The 17687-nt window shown below is 75.0% G+C and carries 12 protein-coding genes; 6 read left to right on the top strand and 6 right to left on the bottom strand.

Annotated features, from left to right (window positions below):
- Positions 1–24 precede the first annotated feature (24 nt).
- Positions 25–4812 carry a DUF6531 domain-containing protein gene (locus ACFCY7_RS17195; protein WP_376485717.1) on the bottom strand — a complete coding sequence of 1596 codons (4788 nt, stop codon included), beginning with the start codon at positions 4810–4812 and terminating at the stop codon, positions 25–27.
- A gap of 175 nt (positions 4813–4987) precedes the next feature.
- Complete coding sequence (locus ACFCY7_RS17190) at positions 4988–5767, bottom strand: DJ-1/PfpI family protein (RefSeq protein WP_376485715.1); 780 nt, start codon at positions 5765–5767, stop codon at positions 4988–4990.
- Positions 5768–5937: 170 nt separating this feature from the next.
- On the opposite strand from ACFCY7_RS17190, the gene ACFCY7_RS17185 reads away from it, so the two are divergent.
- From ACFCY7_RS17185 to ACFCY7_RS17175, 3 genes are read left to right on the top strand one after another with little or no spacing between them, the layout of a single operon-like run.
- Positions 5938–6573: a metal ABC transporter ATP-binding protein gene (locus ACFCY7_RS17185; protein ID WP_376485714.1), complete on the top strand. Its 636-nt coding sequence runs from the start codon at positions 5938–5940 to the stop codon at positions 6571–6573.
- On the top strand, positions 6570–7448 hold the full coding sequence (locus tag ACFCY7_RS17180) for a metal ABC transporter permease (RefSeq protein ID WP_376485712.1): 879 nt from the start codon (positions 6570–6572) through the stop codon (positions 7446–7448). The genes ACFCY7_RS17185 and ACFCY7_RS17180 overlap by 4 nt, the downstream gene beginning before the upstream one ends.
- Complete coding sequence (locus ACFCY7_RS17175; RefSeq protein ID WP_376485709.1) at positions 7397–8206, top strand: metal ABC transporter solute-binding protein, Zn/Mn family; 810 nt, start codon at positions 7397–7399, stop codon at positions 8204–8206. Before ACFCY7_RS17180 ends, ACFCY7_RS17175 begins: the two co-directional genes overlap by 52 nt.
- Before the next feature lie 54 nt (positions 8207–8260).
- On the opposite strand, the gene ACFCY7_RS17170 is transcribed toward ACFCY7_RS17175, so the two are convergent.
- A complete protein-coding gene (locus tag ACFCY7_RS17170; RefSeq protein WP_376485707.1) occupies positions 8261–9922 on the bottom strand; it encodes a class I adenylate-forming enzyme family protein in 1662 nt (553 codons plus the stop codon).
- On the bottom strand, positions 9919–11841 hold the full coding sequence (locus ACFCY7_RS17165) for a CoA transferase (protein ID WP_376485704.1): 1923 nt from the start codon (positions 11839–11841) through the stop codon (positions 9919–9921). The genes ACFCY7_RS17170 and ACFCY7_RS17165 overlap by 4 nt, the downstream gene beginning before the upstream one ends.
- A 140-nt stretch (positions 11842–11981) precedes the next feature.
- On the opposite strand from ACFCY7_RS17165, the gene ACFCY7_RS17160 reads away from it, so the two are divergent.
- Complete coding sequence (locus ACFCY7_RS17160; protein WP_376485702.1) at positions 11982–13190, top strand: acyl-CoA dehydrogenase family protein; 1209 nt, start codon at positions 11982–11984, stop codon at positions 13188–13190.
- On the opposite strand, the gene ACFCY7_RS17155 is transcribed toward ACFCY7_RS17160, so the two are convergent.
- Both ACFCY7_RS17155 and ACFCY7_RS17150 read right to left on the bottom strand, forming a co-directional pair.
- Entirely contained in the window at positions 13177–14535 is a 1359-nt protein-coding gene (locus ACFCY7_RS17155; RefSeq protein WP_376485699.1) for a sugar ABC transporter permease, read from the bottom strand. The genes ACFCY7_RS17160 and ACFCY7_RS17155 overlap by 14 nt on opposite strands.
- A complete protein-coding gene (locus ACFCY7_RS17150) occupies positions 14532–15758 on the bottom strand; it encodes an MFS transporter (protein WP_376485697.1) in 1227 nt (408 codons plus the stop codon). The genes ACFCY7_RS17155 and ACFCY7_RS17150 overlap by 4 nt, the downstream gene beginning before the upstream one ends.
- Positions 15759–16000: 242 nt before the next feature.
- Here ACFCY7_RS17150 and ACFCY7_RS17145 point away from each other — a divergent pair, with 242 nt between their 5' ends.
- Together ACFCY7_RS17145 and ACFCY7_RS17140 are read left to right on the top strand one after the other, a co-directional pair.
- Entirely contained in the window at positions 16001–16777 is a 777-nt protein-coding gene (locus tag ACFCY7_RS17145; protein WP_376485694.1) for a hypothetical protein, read from the top strand.
- A 152-nt stretch (positions 16778–16929) separates the two neighbouring features.
- A complete protein-coding gene (locus ACFCY7_RS17140; RefSeq protein ID WP_376485692.1) occupies positions 16930–17634 on the top strand; it encodes a sigma-70 family RNA polymerase sigma factor in 705 nt (234 codons plus the stop codon).
- Positions 17635–17687 lie beyond the last annotated feature (53 nt).

The following is a 17687-nucleotide window of genomic DNA, read 5'->3' as shown; positions in this document are numbered from 1 at the left end:
CCAGGGGCGGTTCGGTTTGCGATGCTATAGGCCCGGTACCGCGGTCCGGACGCCCGCGGCCGGATTCTCCAGGCTGTGGGTGAAGGTGAAGCCCTTGTTGCCGAACGCCGTGAACTCCAGCCTGATCGGGATCGGGTTGGAGCCCTCGTAGATCGGCTTGATGTGGTACTGCACGACCTCCTTGTTCTTCGTCACCTGGTCGAAGATGACCTGCTCCACCTGGTCGCGCTGGTCGGGCGAGTTGGTCGGGGTCTGGGTCTGGGTGACGAGGTTGTGCCAGGCCAGGCGTCCCTTGCCCGCGCCGCCGAGCCGGTCGGCGAGGAGGTGGCCGCGGGCCTCGTTGAAGGCGGTGCCGTCGCCGCGCCAGCCCGGCGGCTTGAGCTTGCCCGCCTCCGTGCCCTTCTTCGCGTCGACGATCTCGGGCCGCAGGCAGGCGTAGACGCCGGTGGGCCTGCCCAGGTGGTCGAGCCGGCCGTACCGGATCGAGCCGTCCCAGTCGTAGGCGTCCATCTGGCACCGCTTGGGCGCCAGGCCGAGGGGGTCGGTCCACACCCACGGATTGACCACGTACGTCGAGGGGTTGGGCGCCGGGGCGAGGCCCAGCGGGTCCGGGCTGGTGAAGCGCGCGGTGTCGGGGTCGTAGTGCCGGAAGTAGCTGGAGTGGAGGCCGGTCTCGGGGTCGGCGTACTGCCCGGGGAAGCGCAGCGGGGTGTAGGCGGTGGCCGCCGTGTTCCATCCCGTGGCGCCCCAGGTGGTCGACCGGCTGCGCCAGGCCGTCTCCCCCTCGGTGGAGACCAGTTCGGTGGGCGTGCCGACCAGGTCGGTGACGACGGCGAAGAAGCGCGCGTCGACCTCGTCGTCGTCCAGCGGCCTGCGTTCGTACTGGACGAGCGGCCGGTGTCCCTCGTACTCCCAGGTGAGGATGGTGCCGGCGGTCTCGTCGCACTGCTCGACGAGGAGGGGTCCGTCCCAGGTGAAGCGGATCGTCTCGACGACCGTGGTGCCGTCGGCGGCCATCCGGTGCTTGGCGCTGCGGCGGCCCAGCGGGTCGTACGCGTAGGTCCACCGGGTGCCGTCGGGGGTGGTGCACGCGACGAGGCGGTCCTCCGCGTCGTAGGCGTAGCGCCACACGTCGGGCTTGCGGGACAGGCGGGTGCGGCGGCGCAGGACGACCCGGCCGGCGGCGTCGTGCTCGTAGTGGACGCCGCCCGCGGCGACGAGGTGGGCGCCCTCGTAGCGGCGCGGGCCGCGGGCCTCGGTGTGTCCGGCGGCCTCGGGCCAGTCGGCCGAGGTCTGGTTGCCCGCGGCGTCGTACGCGTACCGCTCGACCCAGTCGGGTGCCTCGACGGACAGCGGCCGGCCCACGGGGTCGAGGGTGACCCGCTTGTCCCGGCGGGCGCGGCCTCCGGTGGTCTCGCCCAGGGTGACGGGGTAGCCGTCGGCGCGGTAGGCGTAGTCGCGGGCGCGCACGGGGTCGGGTGAGCCGGGCGCGGACAGCGTCTGGCCGACCGGCCGGCCGACGCGGTCCCAGTCGGTGGTGAGGGTGGTGGCCGTCCCCGGGGCGCCCCAGCTGCGGGTGAGTTCGCGGCCGAGGGGGTCGTGGGTGAAGGTGAGCGCGTGGCCGCCGGTGGTGAGGGCGACCCGGTCTCCGGCCGCGTCGAACAGCGACTGGCTGACGGCGCCGGTGGGGGTGATGCGGGTGACGCGGCGGCCCGCCGTGTCGTAGGCGTGGCGGAGGGTGCGCCCGTCCACGGTCTCGGCGAGGGGCCGGCCGAGCGCGTCGCGTTCCACGGTGAGCGTGGAGGTGGCGGTGCGGGCCTCGACGAGCGCGCCGGAGCGGTCGTACGCGTAGTGGGTCACGGCGCCGTCGGCGTTCCGCGCCACCAGGCGGTCCATGGCGTCCCAGGTGTAGCCGACGGTCCGGCCGAGGGGTGTGGTGCGGGTGGTCAGGCGGTTCGCGGCGTCGTAGCCGTAGGAGAGTTCCCGGCCGTCGAAGTCGGTCTCGGCCTCCAGCCGTCCGGCCGCGTCGTAGCGGTAGCTCCATGCGTGGCCGAGCGGGTCGGTGACCCCGAGCAGCCGGAGTTCGGTGTCGTAGCGCAGTTCGTGGCGGGCGCCGTCGGGCGCGAGGCGGGCGAGGGGCTTGTCGAAGGGGCCGTACTCGGTGGTCCAGACGCCGCCGGCGGCGTCGGTGTACGCCAGGCAGTTGCCCTCCGGGTCCCAGGTCCAGGACTCCCGGGTCCCGTCGGCGGCGGTCCGGTGCCGCAGCCGGTCGTCGTGGTCCCAGGAGAACTCCTCGCGTCCGCCGGAAGGGTCGGTGATGACGAGGGGCCGGCCGCGGTGGTCGCGCTCCACGGTGGCCACCCCGCCGTCGGTTCCGGTGATCTCCAGCGGGAGTCCGGCCCGGTCGGAGCGGATGCGGAGGGTGGCGCCGAGCGGGTCGCGGACGGAGGCGACGGCGCCCGTGGCGTCGTGGGTGAAGCGGGTGACCGCGCCGTCGGGGCCTTCGGTGGACGTGCAGTTGCCGAGCTCGTCGAAGGTCTGCCGCCACGGCGTGCCGTCGGCGGCGACCACCTCCAGGGGCAGGTTGCGCTCGTCGTAGCGGGCGGTCGCCGTGCTCCCGTCGGGCAGCCGGACCCCGACGAGGTTCCCCGCCTCGTCCCAGGTGAGTTCGGTGGTGTGGCCGAGCGGGTCGGTGCGGCTGAGCGGGCGGTCGTACGGGTCCCAGGTGAGGTGGGTGGTGTGGCCGAGGGGGTCGGTCTCGGCGACGACCTGGAGCCGGTCGTCGAGGACCAGGGTCGTGGTGGCGCCCGTGGAGTCGGTGTACCGCGTGACGCGGTGCCCGGTGTCCGGGTGGACGTCGTAGGAGAACCGCGAGGAGAGGATGCCGTCGGGGCCGACGGTGCCGGAGACCCGGCCCTCGCCGTCGTACACGTACCGGAACGTGGTGGCGTTGCGGTCGGTCCACGACGTGATCCGGCTGTCGCCGTCGTACGTGAAGGTCATGGCCGGGCCGTCGGGGCCCTCGGGGCCGGTCAGCCGGGTGAGGTCGCCCGACGGGGAGTAGGCGTAGCCCACGACCGCGGCCGGCTCGCCGGCTCCGTGGACGGCGAGGCCGGTGACGCGCGAGGCGTCGGCGGATATCCGGAGGACGTAGCCGCCCGAGTGCGTGACGGCGGTCGGCGCGCCGTCGGAGCGGCGCGAGAACTCGATCCGGTTGCCGTTGCGGTCCTCGATCGCGGACAGCCAGTAGGCGGTGGAGCTCCGGTAGGGGCTGCCGGTGTAGACGCGGACCTGTCCGCTGTGCGGATCGTGGACCTCGTACGAGGTCTCGTCGCCGGACACGCCGCCGTGACGCAGGGGCAGCCGGTCGCCCTCCACGGGCATGACCCGGTCGTCGTCCGGGCGGGGCAGCCGGGGGAAGATCAGCACCGCGCCGTCCTCGCGGGCCCAGATCGCGCTGCCGCCCGAGGCGTCGACCTCGATGCGCTCGTCGAGGGTCGCGGCCCAACTGCGGCCGAACCAGCGGCCGTAGCGGTAGCTGGAGACGTGGGTGCGGCGCAGGACGAGCGGCAGGACACCGGGCAGGGCGAGGTCCGTCTGGGGCAGCAGCATCTTGCCCGTGGCGACGTCGACGGGGTCGTTCTTGCAGACCGTCTTGTCGAGGGAGACGCCGTGGGCGCGCGGGTCGTCCTTGGCGTCCGTGACGGAGTTGGGCCTCGTCCGCACGTCGTCGCCGCGGTCCTTGCGCGGCGACCCGTTCCCCTTGCCGTCGTCGTCGTGGTCGCCCTTGCGCTGGCGGGCGAACCGGTCGCGGAGGTCGTCGTCGGTGTTCTTGTGGTCGACGGAGATCTGCTTGACGACCTTGGGGAGCGTCTGGCCGACGTGGTCGCCCATGCTCTTCGCGGCCTTGGTGAGGGCTTCGAGCGCCTTGTCGGCGATCGGGTCGATCGCGTCGGCGATCGAGTCGCGTCCCCGGGTGCGGCCGTGCGCGGTCCTCGCCTTCCCGAGCTTGCCCGCCGTCTTGCCGTGGATGCTCACGCTGACGGAGTTGAGCTGGGTGGAGGCGTGGGTGTGCTCGGCGTGCTCGATGTGGAGGTTCTTCAGCCCGCTGCCCGGCCCCTTCGCCCCGCTGCCCGCCGAGGCCAGGTGCATGGCCTCCTTGCCGGACTGCACCCCGTCCTTGAAGCCGTCCTTGCCCGCGTCCTTGGTCTGGTCGAGGTCCACCCCGTCCTGGAGGCCGATCGCCACCGCGCCGAGCTGCACGACCAGGTCGGCCGCCATGCCTTCGAGGGCCGCCACGGCCGGCTCGGTCATCGCCGCCACGACGTAACCGACGGCCTCCTCCACGCACTCCTTGATCAGCCGCTTGATCACCTCCTGCGTGGCCCGCATCGCGCCCGCGCCGATCAGCGCCGACAGACCCCCGGTGACCGGGATGAGCGAGATCGCGATGCCCGCCTCGGTGGCGAGGTAGCCGAGCTGCACCAGGGCCGCGAGCTTCATGCCCTCGATCACGCCGGCCGCCGTGTCCAGGGCGCCCGCGATCGTGCGGGCCGCACCGGAGATGTCCTTGATGTGCTTGGACTTGACCTTCGCCCAGTGCTCGTTGAGCGCGTCCATCGACTCGCCCTGGCCGGAGGACAGCAGCCGCTCGAAGTGGTTGTTCGCGAGCTGACCGTCGTCCTCCAGGTCGTCCGCGAACTCCCGGAGCGCGTCCGCCATTTCGCGATACGCGTCCTCGTCGACATTCGGCCAGGCGACACCGATCAGATCGAGAAGAGTGTCCGCCCAGTCCGGAACCGTGACCGCCACGTTGTGTTCCCCCGTCCGTGGTGACGTTTCCCGCCGGCCGCTTCGGCCGACCCCGACAGTCCTACCACGTGCCTCTGACGGGAGATCATCTCGGCCTCCGAACCTCCACGCACCCTCCCCGAACGACCGGCCGGGTCCGACGGCGGTCCCCCGACCGGTATCGTCCGCGCCGGGTTCAGGAGGCCGGGCGCACGCTCCAGACGGTGCCCCGCGCCTCGTACTCCAGCATCTCCTCCAGGTGCGTCGCCGCGTCCGCGCCGAGTTCGCGGCGGACGAGCCACAGGGCGAGTTCGAGGCCGGAGGTGACGCCGCCGGCGGTGACGAGGTCGCCGTCGTCGACGACGCGGGCGCTCTTGACCAGGCCGCCCCGCGCCTGGAGGTCCGCCTTCGCCTTGTGGTGGGTGGTGCAGGGCCGTCCGTCGGTGAGCCCGGCCGCCGAGAGGAGCATCACGCCGGTGCACAGGGCGGCGACCGTGAGGCCCGGGCGGGGCGCGGCCGCCAGCGCGCGGGGCAGGGTTTCCCGGTCGATCTCGGCCCACACGCCGGGGCTGTCGCGGCGGGCGTAGCCGCCGCCGGGGACGACCAGCAGGTCCGCCTCCTCGGGGGCCCAGGGGCGGATGCCCCTGACGGCCGTGCCGTACGCGCCGGTGACGCCGCGCGCACCGGTGGCGGAGACGTAACGGACCTCCACCGGGCGCGGGGTGAAGAACCCGGCGGCCGAGAAGACCTCGTACGGGGCCGCGAAGTCGAGCTCCTCGACGCCGTCGAACATCACGATGTGGACGCGCAGGGGCTTTCCGGGATCCGGGGCGGCTCCGGGCACGGGCGCTGCGGCCGCTGCGGCCGGTGCGCCCGTGGTGCCGAGGACGCCCGTGGTGCCGAGGACGCCCGTGGCGCCCAAGGCGCCCGTGGTGCCGAGGACGGTGGTGGCGCGGAGTAACTGCCTTCGGTTCATGTGGTGCTCCTGTTTCCGGAGGGATGCCGTGTGGTCGTACGTGCCTGGAGTGACGTCGTGTCAGGGGTCGGGCGGCGGCGTCCCCCGGTTCCCGCCGGCGGGTGGGAACCCGGCGCCCGGTCCGTACGACTCCTCCACCGCACGGGCACAGCGGCGGGGAGAGGCGCGGAATGGGCGGACTGGACATACGGATGCGGGGCGTCGCCTGTCGGCACGGCCGCAACGAGGCGGTCGCCGAGGTCGACCTGGAGATCGCCGCCGGTGAGCGCGTGGCGCTGACCGGGACGAACGGGTCGGGGAAGACGACGCTGCTGCGCGCGGTCCTCGGGCTGCACCGGCAGGTCGACGGCACCATCGAGGTCGGTGGCCGGTCGGCGCGCACGACGGCCGAGTGGGCCTGGCGGCGGCGGTCCTGTGCCTGGATCCCTCAGAAGCCGGCCGCCGGGCGGTTCCCGCTGCGCGGGGACGAGCTCCTGGCCAGCAGCGGGGCCCCGGCCGACGCCGCCGCGGCCGCCGACCGGCTGGGGGTCGGCGCCCTGGCCGGACGGCCCGTCGGCACGCTGTCCGGCGGGCAGTTGCAGCGCATGTACCTGGCCCGGGCCATGGGGTCCGTCGCGGCCGGGGCGCGGGTGCTGCTCGCGGACGAGCCGACCGCCGCGCTCGACTTCGCCGGGCAGGAGGAGGCGGCGGACGTGCTGGCCGCCCTGCCGGTGACGCTCGTCGTCGTCACGCACGACCGGTCCCTCGCCCAACGCTGCGACCGGGTCCTGGAGATGGCCGCGGGGCGGCTCAGGGAGATCGGGTGAGCGCGCTCGCCGCGGCCGACCTCGGGGCGATGCTGGAGCTCGTGCCGGTGCGGCGGGCGGGGATCGCCCTGCTCCTCGCGGCCGCCGGGCTGCCCGTGATCGGCGTGATCATCGTCGGGCTCGACATCATGCCGGTGCGGTTCGCGATGATGCACGTGGCGCTGCTCGGCATCGCGATCGGCCTGCTGACGGGTCTCGACCCGATGCTGTGCGCGCTGGCGGCGTGCGCGCTGTCCGGCGCGGGGGTCGCCCCGCTGGCCCGCACTCCCGACGGACTGTCCGGCGCGATGGGCCTGTTGATGAGCCTGGCCATCGCGGCCGCGCTGCTCGTCCTCGCCGTCTCGGGCGTCAACGCGTCGGGGGCGTTCGCCCTGCTGTGGGGCTCGATCCTGTCGGTCGGCACCGCCGACCTCGTCGTCCTCGGCGTCCTCGCCGTCGTCGTCCCGTCCCTGTTCTGGTGGAAGCGGCGGGACGTGGCCCTCCTGCTGTACGACCGCGAGCTCGCCGAGTGCTCGGGCGTGCCGGTCCGCCTGCTCACCACCGCGCTCCTCGTCCTCGTCGCGGTGGCCGTCGCGGGGGCGATCAAGCTCACCGGCGCCCTGCTCGTCGACGCGCTCACCCTGCTCCCGGCGCTCGCCGCGCGCCGCCTCGGCCGCTCCCTCCGGGGGATCACCCTGTGGGCCGTCGGCATCGGCGTCGCCGTCAACCTCGTGGGCTTCCTGCTGGCCCTCTGGCTGGACTGGCCCCCGGGCCCGGTCCTCGTCCTCACGGCGGGGGCCGTCGTCCTCGCCGCGCACCTCGTTCCCGAACGGAGAAACCGCTCATGGCGCGCACCCGCGTCCGTACCGCCCGTCTCGCTTCCCTCCTCGCACTGACCACGGCGCTTCCGCTCCTCGCCGGATGCGGGACCGAGGACGCCCCGGCGGCGGAGGCCCGGAAGGGCGCCGGCCGCAAGCCGGTGGTGGTCGTCACGACCACCTGGGAAGGGGCCTTCGCCAAGGCCGCCGGGGCCGAGGACGTCACGGTCATCGTGCCGCAGTCGGTCCACCACGCCCCCGACTACGACCCGAAGCCCTCCGACCTGGCCGCCGTGGCGAACGCCGACTTCGTGCTCTACGCGCCCTTCGAGCCGTACGCGGCGAAGATCAAGGAGGCGGCCGGTTCGAAGGCGAAGCTGGTCGAGGTGAACCTCGACAACGACCCTGCGAAGGCCGGAGCCGAAATCACGCGCCTGGGCGGCCTGTTCGGCACGAAGGAAGCCGCCGCCCAGTTCAAGACGCGGCTCGATGGTGACGTCGCCGAGCTGAACAGGGAGCTCACGTCGGCATGGCCGGGCGGGAAGAGCCCGGTCGTCGTCAGCCAGGCCTTCACCGGGTGGGCGGCCGGCCTCGCGGGGGCGACGACCGTGGGGACGTACGGCCCCGAGCCGGTCACCCCGGCGCAGCTGGCCGAACTGTCCGCGCGGAAACCGGCCTTCGTCCTCGACAACGCGCACATGTCGACGGGCACGGTGCTGCCCGACACGGGCGCGAAGCAGGTGCAGATCGTCAACTACCCGGGCGAGGACCTGGACCTGCTGGGTGTGTACCGGAAGGCCGCCGCCGAGTTGAGGAAGGCCATGGGCACCTCCTGACCCGCACGAGCGGGGGGAGGGGCGCGCCGCCGGCGTACCCCTCCCCCCGCCGTGTCATCCCCGGACCGGTGCGGCGGCCGACACCTCGCCCGCGGCCCGGTGCCGGAGGGCCGCCCGGTCCGGCTTGCCGGCGGCGGTGAGCGGGAGCGCGTCCAGGACGACGACGTGCTCCGGGTGCTTGTACGGGTCCACACCGCGCGCGGTCAGGTACGTGCCGAGCTCGTACGGGGTCGGGCGCGCTCCGTCCCTGGCCACCAGGCAGGCCGCGAGCCGCTCCCCCATCAGCGCGTCGGGGACGCCCACGCAGACGACGTCGCGGACGGCGGGGTGCGCGGCGAGTTCGCGTTCCACCTCGGCCGGACTGATGTTGGCGCCGCCGCGGATGACGACGTCCTTGAGACGTCCGACGACGTGCAGGACGCCGTCGCCGTCGAGGTAGCCGAGGTCTCCGGTGCGGACCCAGCCGTCGGGGGTGCGGTAGCGGGCGTCGAGCTCCGGGGAGGCGACGTAGCACAGCGGGGTCATGGGTCCGCGCGAGACGATCTCGCCCGTCTGTCCGTCGGGCAGCGGTTCGTGGGTCTCGGCGTGGGCGACCCGGATCTCCGCGACGCGCGGGTCGGGCCGTCCCGCGACGACGCCGGAGCGGTCGGTGGGCGGGACCTTGTGCTCCAGGCCGGTGTGGCAGTTGACGCCGTCGGCCGATCCGTACAGGTTCACGACGTGGCAGCCGAAGGAGGCGGCCGCGGCGGAGGCCGTTGCCTCGTCGAGCGGGGCGCCGCCGAGGACGAGCGCGGTCGGCGCGGGCACGCTCTCCCCCGTCCGCTCCAGGTGCTCCAGCATCATCCGGATCATCGTCGGGACGCCGAGGACGTGGGTGGGCGCGTGCGCGCGCATCGCCTCCAGGGCGGCGTCGGGGGTGAAGTGGTCGAGCAGGACGAGGGATCCGCCGTGCCGGGCGAGGGCGACGGCCGTGCCGTTCGACCCGAAGGCCGACGCGAGCGGCACGAGGAAGAGGCACCGGGGCGGGGTGCCGTCGGGCATGAGGGAGGCGAGGAAGTTGCCCCGTCCGCCGGCGAGGGCGTTGTGGGAGTAGGCGATCATCTTCGGTTCGGCCTCGGAGCCGGACGAGACGAGGATGCGCGCGGCGCTGTCCGGATCGGGACGGGCCGGGACGAAGCCGGTGGGGTCGGTGCGCAGCAGCGTTCTGAGCGGAATCGTTCCTGCGGGTGGGGTGCCCGGTCCGGCGGAGATCACGTGCCGGAGCGCGGGCAGCGCCGGAGCGCGCGTCACCAGGTCCGCGGCGGGCGTCCGGCCCCGATGCTCCGTGGCGGCGACGACGGCGACGGCCTCCGCCCGCCGCAGCAGGCACTCCGCCTCCACCACCCCGCGCCCGACGGGGAACGGGAGCACGACCGCGCCGACGGCGGCGACGGCCAGGTCGGCGACGACGGCGTCGCGACGGTCGGGCAGCTGTACGGCGACGACGTCCCCGGACCGGACGCCGAGCCCCCGCAGCCCCTCGGCGAGACATCGGACCTTCCGGTCCAGCGCCGTGTAGCAGAGCGTGCCCTTGGCGTCGTGGATCGCCGTCCGGTGCAGGTCGGCGATCTGCCGGGCCCGGAACAGGCTGTAGAGATCGAGGTCCGGGCAGGTGCCGTCGACCGCCCACGAGCGGCGCAGTCCGGCGGGCAGCAGATCGGTGAGGGTGACGGTCACGCGAGGCTCCAGGGGTCGGGAACGGCGAGGGCACCGTGCGCGTCCCGGCCGATCGGGCCGGACAGGCGCGGGTCGCGCAGGAGGTCGGTCAGGTCGGTGGTGACGGCGGTCGCAACCACACCCCGGGAGCGCAGCCGGTGCAGGCCCTCCTCGGTGCACATGCCGCCGAGGTCGTACGCGGCGGCGGCCGCCGCACTGTCGTCGCTCGGCGCGATCCACCCGTCGGACGTCCGCACGGGGTGCCGGAATCCAGCCGGGGTACGCGCGTCGAGGCCCCGGCCGGCCCGCGTCAGCGCGGGGGCGAGCAGGGTGTCGGCCGCGCCGAGCAGCGAGGAGTCGACCCGGACACCGTGCCCGGTGCGCTCGCGGAGCAGCAGCCCGGCGAGCACGGCCTCGGCACCGTGCAGTCCGCCGAGCACGTCGAGCAGCGTCATCAGGGACGGCGCGGCCGGCTCGCCCTCGGGCCGCACGGCCTCCCCGACACCCGTACGGGCCTGCACCATGAAGTCCGTCCCCATGGGCGCGTCCGCGATCCGGTCCGCCCACCCACCGGTGTACGCGTACACGAGCGCGGGGTTCACGGCCGCCAGGTCGTCGGCGTCCAGGCCGAGCTCGGCCGCCTTGCCCGGGGCCCAGTTGTGCAGGAACACGTCCGCCTCCGCGGCGAGTTCCCGGAGCCGCCGCCGGTCGCCGGACGACTTGATGTCGATCTCGACCGCCTCCTTGCCCCGGTTGAGGGCGAGCCAGCGCGCCGAGACGCCCGAGCAGGCGGGTGGCATCCCGCGCAGCGGATCGCCGCCCGGCGGCTCGATCCTGACGACACGCGCACCCAGTAGCCCCAACAGGTGTGCGGCCAGAGGTGCTTGGATGCGACGCCCGGCCTCCAGGACCGTCATCCCCTCCAGCGGCCGGTCGCGGGAGGTCGGCGGCACGGCCACGACGGCACCGGGAAACCCGGGAAGCAGGGTCCGCAGCGACCAGGGGTCGGCTCCGTCGTCCTCCTGCGCACGCTCGGCGAGCGTCCACAGCGGACACACTTCGACCCCGGCCCCCGCGGCCGCCCGCCGTATGCGCTCCATGCCGTGGGTGCGCGTCACCTCGTGCAGGACCGGCGGCAAGGGCGCACAGGCCGTGGCGTAGCGGAACTGGAACGGCGGCCAGCCCGCCCGCATCGCGTCCGCCGGTGCGCCCAGGGTGCGCCAGAAGCCTGCCCAGGAGCCGGGATCGAGCGTCTCCAGCTCGAAGACGACGCCGTCGGCCGAGGTGAACGGCGGCCCGCCGGCGGCAAGTGCGACCGCCTCGGGTTCGTCGGCGCCGGACGCCGCGAGGTACTGGGAGATGGTGAGCAGGCCGGCCCGGTCGCCCCTGGTGGTCACACGGCGGGGCCCGTCACCGCCGCGCGCCTGGGCGACCAGGGCCGCGAGGAGCCCCTGGACGGTGAGCACTCCGGTGGCGGTGGCCAGGTAGTCGACGCCCAGGCCGCGCGGGGCACCGTGGCGGCGGCCGTGCACGGCCATCACGCCGGTCGCCGCCTGGGCGGTGGCCTCGTCCTCGATGCCGGAGCCGAGGGCACCCCAGGCGGTCTCGGCGGTGACCGGTGAGAACCCGCCGCCCCCGAGGACGATCTCCCCCGAGCCCGGGGCCGGGGCCGGGGCCGGGGCCGAGGCCGAGGCCGAGGCCGACGCCGACGCCCAGCCCGAGGGCACCCTCGTGCCCGAGCCCGAGCCCGAGCCCGGGGCCGAGCCCAAGTCGATGTCCAGGTACGGGTCCCGGACTCGTCCGCCCAGGCGTCTCAGATGGTCGGCGACGACCCTGGTGAGCGCCGGAGGGCCGCCGATGTCGACGCGCAGGGCGTCGAGCGGACTCCGGGGGCCGAACGGGCGGCGGTCCGCGCTGTGCGTGGTCGCTGGTGACGCCATGCCTCTCCTCTCCTCGCGCGGCGATGGCCGGCGCACGGGGCTGTCACGTTCACGGGAACCGACGGGCGGGTACGCCCGACCACTTCCACGGGCAGGCAGTCGGACGCGTGTTCTGTCGAGTTCCCAAGACGGAGGAAACAGTGACGGACCATGACGTAACGACTTTCGGCGGCGAGCCCGGTGCAGACCTCCCCGCGCTGCGGAAGCGGGTCTCCGCCTTCGTCCGCGACCGGGTGTTCCCGTACGAGACCCAGCTGGACGAGGGCGGACCGGCCGCCCGGAAGCTGCGCGACGACCTCCGGGCGGCGGCACGCGAGGCCGGCCTCTGGGCTCTGCCGCTCCCGTCCGAACTGGGCGGCGGGGGGCTGTCGTTGACCGCCTACGCTTCGATCGCCGAGGCCGAGGGCGCCAGCGACCACGGCCCCGCCGCCCTGGGCTCGGCGTCACTCCTCGACGTCACCATGCTGTCCCGGCACGCCTCCACCGCCGTGCGCTCCGCGTACGTCCGCCGCCTGGTCTCGGGCGAGCTCCGCACGTGCTACGCGATGACGGAACCGGACACCCCCGGCACCGAACCGCTGCTCACCGCCACCCGGGCGGAACCCCGCACCGGCGGCGGCTGGACCGTCACGGGGCGCAAGTGGTTCGTGTCGAACGCCGGGGACGCCGACCTGGTGACCGTACTCGCCCGCACGAGCGGCACGACCGGGGACCGGGAAGGCCTGTCCCTGCTCCTCGTCCCCACCGACTCCCCCGGCTTCCGGGTCGTCCGCGAACTGCCCGTCCTGGGCGCCACCGGCCAGTACGAGATCGAGTTCGACCACGTCGACATCGACGAGGACCACCTCGTCGGCCAAGCCGGCCAGGCCCTCACGATCGCGGCAGAACGCCTCCAACTCGGCCGGACACTAAGGGCGTTGCGCTGGGTCGGTCAGGCCCAGCGCGCCTTCGACCTCCTGTGCGACCGTGCCGTGGCGCGGCAGGGGGCCCACGGCCCGCTCGCGGACCGCCAGCTCGTCCGACAGCACGTCTTCGAAGCACTGCTGTCCCTCCGCGGCACCCGCCCCCTCGTGTACGAGGCGATGGCGCTGGTCGCGGAGGGCCGCGACGCCCACGTCGAGGCGGGTCTCGCCAAGACCGCCGCGGCCCGCGCCCTCCACGACGTCGCCGACCGCGCCGTCCAGGTCTTCGGCGCCGCCGGACTCGGCCCCGACACCCCGCTGCCCGCCCTCCTCCGCACCGGGCGGACGGCCCGCATCCTCGACGGACCCGACGAACACCACGTCTCCTCCGTGGCCGCACGTGTGCTGCGCGGCCGTCGACCGGACCCCTCCGTCACGTCCGCGTGAGGTCGACGCGCCCGAGCAGCCCGGACAGACCGAGGGCCAGGAAGAAGTCGCCCCACACCAGTTCGTGGCCGATCGCCGTACCCGTCCCCTTGTCGTAGCAGCCGTCCAGGAGCATCCCTGCGGGCCGCCCTCCCCCGCCCGGCCGGGTGAGGTGGACCTCCACGAGCCGGCGCAGCACCGCCTCCGCGCGGTCGGCACACGCCTCCGCCCACCCCGCCCCCGGAACGCGCGCGAGCTTCAGCAGGGCGACGGCGGCGACGGCCGCGGCGGAGGTGTCCACGGGGCCTTCGGGCTCACCGGCTTCGGCAGGCGGAACGAGGGGACCGTCGAGGAACTCGCCCTGGAGGAGGAGTCGTTCGGCGGACTCGGCCAGCCGGCCCGTAAGCCATGGTGCCTCGTGGGCGGCGTGGAGCGGGGCGGCTTGGGGCGGGGCTGCGCTGGGCGGGGCGGCGCTGGACGGGGCTGCACTGCGCGGGCCCGTGCTGGGAGGGCCTGCACTGGGCGGATCTGCGCTGAGCGGGGCGCCTCCGTGCGGGGCGCCTTGCGGGGCATCCTGCGGGTCGCCTTCGAGCCGTCCGTTCGGGAGCACGTCGCCGGGGCGCCGGCCGCCCACGTGGAGCAAGCCGTCCGCGACGGCCAGGAGCAGCCACGACTCGCCGCGGGCCCAACCCGGCGCGGGGTCCGCCTCCGGCACCCAGCCGGACACGGGGTCCGCCTCCGGCACGGAGTCGGCATCCGGGGCGCGGCCCCGACGCGGCTCGGCCCAGCGCCACGCCGGGTGGGGGCGCCCGCCGCCGTCACCGTCGAGGCACAGGTCGAGGTGACGGTGGAGGTGAGCGGCAGCGGCTGCCCGCCCCTGCGGTCCGGCAGCGGTGAGGAGGGGTACGAGCCCGGGGACGCCGTCCGCGCGGGCGCGCAGCCGCGGGCCACCCAGGGCCGCGCCCCACGGGACGACACCGAGTACCGGGTCCCACCCGGCGAGGACGGCCTTCGCCGCGCGCTCGCGCAACGCGGCGGCGACCACGTCGTCGTCGGCTGCCAGGGCAGTGCCGTACCAGAGGATGAGGCCGCGGGTCGCGGTGTCCGCGTCGACCCAGGGCGCAAGGCGGGCCGTGGCGGCGGCAGCCGCCGAGCGGTCCGGTTCCCCGCCCGTGTGCCGGGCGCGGAGCCAGAGCAGTCCGGCCCAGAAGCCGCCGGTCCACGACCCTCGCCCGGTGCTCGTCCAGACGCCGCTGTCGGGGTCCGCGTACAGCGGGAAACGGTCGCCGACCTGCCCGTACGTCTCCTCCACGCGCCGGAGCAGGAGACCGAGCGCGTCCTCGGCCCAACTCCTCTCGCCGGTCACGCGGCAGCGCCCGGGCCCGAACGGCGGTCCCTGACCGCCCAGAGCAGGGCGACGGCCCCCGCGACGGCGAACTCGCCGGCGACCAGGACCCACCCGTCGCCGTAGCGGCCGCGTTCGGCGAGCAGCCCGAAGAGCGGCGGCCCCAGGGCGAATCCGGCGAAGAACCCGGCCGCGACGAGGGCCGAGTCCCGTCCGGCCCGCCCGGGGGCCGACCGCTGCATCACGAGGACCATCGAGACCGCGTTGCCGGACACGGCGAAGACACCCACCGCCACGGCGCCCGCCCACACCAGCGGCTCGACCCGGACGGCCGCGAACAGGAGCCCTGCCGCGCCGACGGCCCCGCCGGCGAGGATCGCGGGCAGCCAGGGGGCGCGGCCCGGCGTGGCGGCGCGGGACCAGCCGACGCGCCCGGCGATCCCCGCGACGCCGAGGACCGCGACGAGCGCACCCGCCACCGTCGGTCCCATGCCGAGCCGTTGGGCGCCGAACAGCGCCAGATACGTGTTGACGGACGCGATGCCCGCGCCGAGGAAGAGCGAGAAGCCCGCGAGCCACGGCACGGGGCTGTCGGGCGGGGCCGGTGCGCGGAGCGCGGCACCCGTCCGCGACGGCGGGTCGGCCGGCAGCGCCCGCAGGGCCCACAGGGCCGCGGCGAGCGCGGCCACGGCCGCCACCCACACGGCACCCCGCCAGCCGAGCAGACCCGCGGCCGCCGCGAGCGGCAACCCGGCCGCGAAGGCCCCGAGTTGGACGCCGGACTGCTTGGCACCCGTGGCCGCGCCCCGGCGCGGTGCCGGGACGGCCGCCAGGATCGCCTTGTTCGTGGCCGGGTTCGCGAGCGCCTGCGGGAGCCCGCCGAGCGCGACCGCCCCGAGGAGCGCGGCCGGCCCGGGCGCCGCGCCGATCAGCCCGAGCGCCGCCCCGGACACGGCGAGCAGCGCGACGAGCGCACGTCGGGGGCCGACGCGGTCCACGATGCGTCCACCGGCCGGCGAGAGCACGGCGGCGGTGCCGAAGCCGACCGTGGTGGTCAGCCCGAGCAACGTCTCGGAGACCCCGAGTCCTTCCACGAGACGGGGTCCGAGCGCCCCGATCAGGAAGAGCTGCATCATCGAGAAGGCCATGGCCGTCGTCAGCAGCGCGGTCAGCCCCGGCGGCGCGCCACGCCCGACTCCGGCCGTCGTCGCACCCGTCGGTGCCGCCGTGCCCGCGGACTTCACGTGGCTTCCCCCTCCCGCACGGCGGTCGGACCTCCGCCGCCTTCGCCCTCGATGAGTCGTGGCGGGAGCGCCGGGAGTTCCCGAGGCACTCTTGTGGCTCGCGCCACACTCGCGTACTCATGACCCGACGAGGTCGAGGGGGGCGGCCGTGACCGCCGTACCCGCCCGCATGCCTCCGGAGAGGGTGCAAGGATGGGCACGCCATGACGCCAGGCCGATGTTCGCGAGGAGCCCGGGCCGCGATGTTCGCGGCCGTCTGCGTGCTGCTCGCGGCCACCGGCCACGTCGCCATGTCGGGACAGGACCTGCCCGCCGCCGCCCTCGCAGCCGCGTCGGCCGGGACGCTCGCCGTCGCCTGGATCCTGGCCGCGCGCGAGCGCGGTCTCTTGGCGGTGACGGCGGCGACCGTGGCCGTCCAGAGCGTGCTGCACACGGCGTTCTCCTGGTCCCAGCGGCACGAGGCCCTGGCGTCGGGTCAGCCGGGGACGGCCCGTACGGTGACGGACCGGATGTCGATGTCCCATGCGGCCATGGGGCACGCGGCCATGGGGCACGCGGCCATGGGGCACGCGGCGACGGACCAGGCCGCCATGGGCCACGCGGCCACGGCTCACGCGACGATGAGCCATGCGGCCATGGGCCACATGACGATGGCCCACGAAGCCCTGGGGCACGTGCCCGCGAGCACCCCGTCCGCCGCCCACGACGTGACGAACATGTCCTCCTTGTCGTCCTCCCTCGGCATGCTCTCCGCCCACCTCCTCGCCGCACTCCTGAGCGGCCTCTGGATGGCGTACGGCGAACGAGCCGTCTTCCGTCTCGTACGCGCACTGCCGCTGTGGCGCTTCCGGCCCCCGTGGCACCTGTGGCTCCTGCTCGCCGCCGTCGTGCCGGCGGCTCCGCGACGCCCTCGCGTCCGGCCCGCACGCGCCGCCGACGACGAACGCGCTCCCCGCGGGCTCCTCCTCGCCCGCTCCGTCGTCTCCCGGGGTCCCCCGAGGGAGCCCGCTGTCATCTGACAGCCGGCTCCCCGAGCCCGACGGCACCCGACCCTCACCGCCGTCGCTCGGGCATCGGCCATGCCGCCACGGCAGGCCGCGACCCCTCACCGGCGCCGCCGCGCACCCGCGCCCGCCGCCGGATTCCCCTTGCCTCGTAAGGACTTGTGGCGATGACTGCTGCCCACGACACCCTCCACCAGGGACCGAAGAACCCCGCCCGCTCCCCCCACGCACCCGACGCCGCCTCCGACGCGGCGACGACGCTCCTCGCCCTGGCCGCACGTGACGGCGACCCCGCGAAGGCCGACCTCTTCGTCCGCGCCCTCCAGCGTGACGTCTGGCGCTACGTCGCCTATCTGAGCGCCGACCGCCAGGCCGCCGACGACCTCACCCAGGAGGTGTTCCTCCGCGCCATCGCCGCGCTGCCCCGCTTCCAGGGACGCTCGTCCGCCCGCACCTGGCTCCTCTCCATAGCCCGCCGCACCGTCGTCGACAGCCTCCGCCACGCCGCCGCCCGCCCCAGGCTCTCCGACCGCCACGACTGGCAGGCCGAGGCCGAACACACCCAGCCCCTCGGCCTCCCCGGCTTCGAGGACGGCGTCGCCCTCGCCGAACTCGTCTCCTCCATCCCACCCGAACGCCGCGACGCCTTCGTCCTCACCCAACTCCTCGGCCTCCCCTACGCCGAAGCCGCCCGAGCCATCGGCTGCCCCATCGGCACCGTCCGCTCCCGCGTCGCCCGCGCCCGCACCTCCCTCGCCTCCCTGCTCCGAGGCGACGACCAACCCGACCCCACCGAGCTCGAACCGCCGGTCTCCCGGCAAGGCACCTCCCCCGCACCGCGGCGGTCCACGAAGGCCCTGGCCCTGGCCTGACCTCCGGACCGGTCGACCGAGGGGTGGGATCGGGTCCCGGAACCACCGGGACC

Origin of the sequence: Streptomyces sp. NPDC056361, from assembly GCF_042262805.1 — a bacterium.
Lineage (GTDB): Bacteria > Actinomycetota > Actinomycetes > Streptomycetales > Streptomycetaceae > Streptomyces.
Note: the sequence above shows the minus strand (reverse complement) of the source record. Positions and strands in the feature narration are given on the sequence as shown.